This window comes from Microbacterium sp. 18062 (genome assembly GCF_902706225.1).
Lineage (GTDB): Bacteria > Actinomycetota > Actinomycetes > Actinomycetales > Microbacteriaceae > Microbacterium.
Map to the genome: position 1 here is coordinate 1 of NZ_CACSKB010000094.1, position 4,904 is coordinate 4,904.

3 protein-coding genes and 2 pseudogenes are annotated in these 4,904 nt (G+C 59.9%); 2 read left to right on the forward strand and 3 right to left on the reverse strand.

All coding sequences use genetic code 11. The features are described 5' to 3' along the window. Nucleotides 1-506: pseudogene (locus tag GVL03_RS18630) on the forward strand (acyltransferase family protein); the annotation flags it as partial. 47 nt (nucleotides 507-553) lie between these two features. Then, nucleotides 554-763, forward strand: a pseudogene (locus GVL03_RS22740) (transposase); the annotation flags it as partial. An 82-nt stretch (nucleotides 764-845) separates the two neighbouring features. Here GVL03_RS22740 and GVL03_RS18640 read toward each other — a convergent pair. The 3 genes from GVL03_RS18640 to GVL03_RS18650 form a co-directional block, all read right to left on the reverse strand. Beyond that, nucleotides 846-2,174 (reverse strand): O-antigen ligase family protein, encoded by a 1,329-nt coding sequence (locus GVL03_RS18640; RefSeq protein WP_373683852.1) that lies wholly within the window; start codon nucleotides 2,172-2,174, stop codon nucleotides 846-848. Nucleotides 2,175-2,283: 109 nt separating this feature from the next. Then, on the reverse strand, nucleotides 2,284-3,198 hold the full coding sequence (locus GVL03_RS18645) for a glycosyltransferase family 2 protein (protein ID WP_159502510.1): 915 nt from the start codon (nucleotides 3,196-3,198) through the stop codon (nucleotides 2,284-2,286). A 454-nt stretch (nucleotides 3,199-3,652) separates the two neighbouring features. Further along, complete coding sequence (locus GVL03_RS18650) at nucleotides 3,653-4,576, reverse strand: glycosyltransferase family 2 protein (protein ID WP_159502511.1); 924 nt, start codon at nucleotides 4,574-4,576, stop codon at nucleotides 3,653-3,655. Nucleotides 4,577-4,904 lie beyond the last annotated feature (328 nt).

Here is a 4,904-nt window from a genome sequence, read left to right on the forward strand (position 1 = left end):
GTTCGGATGATCCGGCTTGGCCTCGTCGAGCATCCGCAGCGCACGCTCACGCATCTCGGGAGAGTACTTCTGATTCATCGAGTTCCATCCTTGCTTCAAGAACGGAACGAAAGCCAGGCCGATTCAGTCCCGATATCTTCGAGAAGACGTTCCTGTCCGTAACGTTCGGAGCTGTCATCCTGTTTGTCGCATTGCCGGCACGCGGCGGACATCCAGGCCTACTCGCCCGCGTCCTTGAAACGCTTCCATTCCGCTATGTCGGGCTGGTCTCCTACAGCTTCTACCTCTGGCATGTGCCAGCGATCTGGTTAGTGATCAGACTCGGATGGGAGGGCAACGACTCTTGGCCGGGCTTCATCTGGAGCTTAGTGATCGTCTTCGCCCTCACGCTCGTGCTCGCCTCAGTGACCTACTTCGGCGTTGAGGGACCCGCGCTGAAGCTGAAGAAGAGGACTGAGGCGAAACGTGCAGCCGTACCGCCCAAAGCGCCAAAAGCCGCCCCCTAACACCCGCCTCCCTCGGACCCAAGGATCCAGCCGGGTTCCGCCGCAAGGTCCTCGACCTACTCGCCGAGGGCAGAAGCGTGGCCAGCATCGCGCACGATCTGCAGATCAGTGACCAGACGATCTACGCCTGGCGACGCCAGGACCGTGAAGGTCGCGCGCCGAGCGGTCGAGGTGTTGAAGGAGAAACCGCTCACCGTGACAAGAGCTGGTCGCGCGATAGACCTCCGACGGATTCGGCCTCGCGTCACCCCATCTGATATCGGAAAAGCCCCTGACGTCAAAACCTGAACCTTCACCTACCATCGCAAGAAGGAACGACACGGCATCAGACAGAGATTCTCAGCTCCTCAGATACCCATCCTTCATCCCTAGCGATACCTGTTGCGCGAAATTCTGTCGGGCTGGTGGAATACTCGACTGGGTCATTCCGGCAACGTAACCAAAGATGATGAAGACGAGCGGCAACATAATCCTGCCGGCAAGCCCCCAGCCGGTCCCCGTCATCAGAACGAAACCCGGCAGCAGCACGAGGGCCGCAAATGCGACGCTACCTGCCGGTTCGGGCGCGCGGAGATTGCGGACTATCGAAGCGATCAGCCTGATGAGCGGGATCGCGAGGAGAAGAACGCAGATGAGTCCGATCTCAACGAGCAGTAGCATCGCCGCAGAGTGGACCGGCAACCCACCCTCGGCCGTGAGCGCCGTCGTCCGGCCGACCGTCGGAATGTAGTTGTTTGGGCCGACACCGAGCCATAGGGTTCTCGATAGTTGATCTATCGCCGCAGCCATGAGAATAGGTCGTGACCCACCCTCCGGGTCAAACTCCTGTCTAAGCAACAGGTCACCGACAAAGGGTGTAATTGCGAGCACCATGAGGATGAGCAACCCCAAACGCTGTGACAGTTTGACCCTTGCGCTGAAGATCAGCCACAGCCCCACGGCCGCCACGTACGCAGCAACATTAGTGCGACTGAGCGTAAGGCCGGTCAAGAGCCCCCCGAGCAGCACAAGCCACGTCGACGCGCGGCGCACAGTTCGATCATCAGACCGCGTTAGCGGCAAGACGAAGACGAGGAAAAGGAAAAGGACCTTCCCTAGCTGACCTGAATGCGATGTTAGGCCGCGGAACCGCGTGACCGCGTCGTCGCCTACCTCGAGCGTCTGGACGTCAGCCCAACCCAGAAGTTGCGCACACACGACAATCGCCTGCACGCCTATAAGAACGGAGACCACTAAGAGGAGGTCCCGGTCCGTGAGTCGCCCAAGTTTGCGTTCCCGCGCAACGCCCATGCCGATGCCCCATGCCACAGCAATAAAGCACCAGTTGACAATCCCCGAGATCACATGAGGCCCTGTTACATCTCTTAACAATGAGATGGTGATCAGCACGCCTGGAAGCAGCATGAGGGACAGTGGAATGCGCCACCATTGCGACGCCCTTGACAGAGGGAGGAGAGCAACTGCAAAGGCCAGATAGTAGGACTGCAGCCCTAGATACGCTGTTGCTGTCGTTGCTCGCGGGACCTCTGCTTCCGCGATCTGGAGCAGGGTAATCGACCCCATACTTACCGCTCCCGCTGCGAGCAGGAGGGATGCTGCAGGACCCCTGCCCTTATGCCACAAGACGAAGAAGAACGCAACAAGCAAGAGGCTCGCAGCGGCAACCATCACCACGGGTCGCTACTCACCTTCTCGAAGATAGATCCTACACAAAGGATGGGACGCCAGCGGAATGCTCTTTCCGGAGCGGGAAGCCACTCGAGAGGTGGAGACTGCATCACCTGAAGCCCTTCTTCGGCGCTGTCGCCATTCTCTCTATCGATGCTCGCGATAGCACGCCGGCAACCCCCATAATCACGGGTCCCGGAGAAGGAATTTTCCGCGACCTACCAATTGCGCTAAGGACGCTCTTGACCCCTGCTCCGGATCTGGAAGCAATGGCATAACGAAGTGTCTGCGCGGTAAGGAAGTCGACGCGCACACTTGAATCGGTGAGCAAAGATTCAGCCCACGACAGCGACGCAACCCAATCAGTGCCCGCGGAGATCGAACCGGTCGAGCCAGTCTGTATAATCGCTACGGATTCGGCCACCTGCCCAAAAGTCACCCCCGGTGCGCGACCAAGCCTGACGAGCCAATCCCAGTCTTGGTGACGCTTAAGCGATGGGTCCCATTGAACCTCCGTAGCTAAAGTACGGGCGCAGAAGAGTGTCGAGGTGTACATCGAGGCTCGTCCCACGCCGGGCGTCCTGCGATAGAACAGATAGCGCTCGACGCTCTCTCCTTCCCGGATCAGGCGAGAAGGAACTGGGGCAGAACCACCTTCACCGTCCGGCGGAACGTGTCGGTGACGACCTGCAATGACCGCGCGTTCAGGGTTCTCCATCGCATGGACGAGTTCTAGCTGCAGTTCCAGCTTACTTGGCAGCCACTGATCATCATCGTCCAGAAAAGCGACGTAGTCTCCAGTTGCAGCAGCAACACCGGCGTTTCGGGCCGAGGAGCCACCAGTGAAACCACCTGTGCGGACCACGCGGTCCGCCTCGCGCTCCGCCTCCAGCGGAACCTCAGCATCGGGCGAGCCGTCAAACACAACCACGACTTCGAGATCGGCACTTGTCTGCTGTGAGCGTACGCTGCTGATCGCTCGAGCAAGTTCTGACCGCCCAGTCGTAGGGATGATAGCGCTCACCCGTTCACGTCTAGCCAAGAACATTCCCCTCGGGCATTCGGAGTTGAGTTGAATCTTGCCGTCCCACTGAGGATACTACGGAGCCATGAAGCACCCATGACTCCGCCAGCTGACGTCCACGGGTAGGCCATGTCCGTGCCCCCGAGCATCGCCAACATGCGGCTTGATCACGCTGGACACACGCTTGACGAAATCAAGAGGCTGTTTGGTCTCGACCCACCCGCGGCTGTGATGCAGCGGGTGGTGTTGCGGCGGATACCCGTCGCGCAAGCTGGCACATCAACCGTTCGACGCAGCACGCACCACCGGATCGCTCTCGCGGATCAGCTACGCGTGGATTTCTCCATACCCGGGAGCCGCCGGGATCAAGACCGCGCCACCCGCCACCTATACGGCGTACCAGGCGCGCGGGGCAGCCTGCCAGCACCGCGTCCCACATTCCGAGGGAAGCGCGTCACGTACTTCGAGGCCGTTGATACTCACGCACGCGACGACCGAAGCACTCAGCAACCATCCCTATGCCCTTGTACTTATGGTCGAACCCACGTGCAGGAACGGGCCGACCACGCAGACGCGCCGCGAGGATAATCAGTGTCCCCAGAACCGATCGAGACAGCCCCAGAAACGCAACAAAGACACGACTGTGATCGCGAAGCTTCAGCCGCGCGCTGACGTTACCCAGGCGCCGAGTACGTCGGCGCAACCAAGGCCATTGTGCGCGATCGGCTGGAAAGTACTCCTTCACTGGAGCTTCCTCGCACCACAATACGCTTGCCTCTGCCCGCATGAGACGCCAGAAAAGCTCCGCGTCGCTCCCGCCGGACTCAGAGAAATCTGGGTCAAATCGAGGACTGTCGAGCTTCTGCAGTGTTGACCATCGTAGTGCCGTGTTATTTGTCGTCCCCCAGCCAACTGGTGTTCCCGACTCCTGGCGCTTTCGTTCGAAGAATCCCCCACTAACCAGCTCGGGCGACACCCCGGGCGGGAATGCTGGAAGGACCGGGCCGATAACGGCATCGCAACTCCAGCTTTCCATGCTCTCCAGCAGAGTAATCAGCCAATCAGAACTCATCGGTTCCTCATCGTCATCGACAAACACGATGATATCTGGGGGCTGCTGCGCTAGTTCTTGTAGAGCACGATTGCGAGCCGCCACGATGCCCGGTCGCGGTTCATGAAGCATGACGAAGGAATCGGCGCCGTCATAGGTAGCTGCTGCCGCGCCATGTGCAGGGTCGTTGTCTACGACAACAACTCGAACTTCCCACCCGTCGTGTACCTGCGATGCCAGCGACTGCAGAAGCCTCCTCAGCGAGTCGTTACGTCGGTAGGTGGCTACGGCAATGGCTGCACTCTGCATCTCACTCATCTGGGTCATCTGCTGATTCACTCACCAGCAATCGAGGGTACGATCACTGCCCGGCTGGCCAGGGTTCGCGTTCTCGGACGCGAGGTTGGCGTCCGTCGTTCGGCTGTGCCAATTCCAGGAGAGTAGCAGAGCTGACGTCCTCCTAGCACCGACACTGCTAAACCATGACTGGGGCGCGGGCCGCAAGTCTGGGTGTCGTGACTCACGATCGGTCAAGTCCTTTGAGGTGGTGTACGGATCGGTCTCGTGATTCTTCGTGGGGTTACGCGGTGAGGGCTCGGTAGTCGGGTTCGGGGACCTCCTCTGGGTTGGGTTCTGGTTCGCCGACGCGGCGGGC

What these genes read in the sequence shown, in the direction of transcription:
- GVL03_RS18650 (WP_159502511.1), bottom strand. Translation starts at nt 4,576, where the DNA reads ATGACCCAGATGAGTGAGATGCAGAGTGCAGCCATTGCCGTAGCCACC.
- GVL03_RS18640 (WP_373683852.1), bottom strand. Translation starts at nt 2,174, where the DNA reads ATGGTTGCCGCTGCGAGCCTCTTGCTTGTTGCGTTCTTCTTCGTCTTG.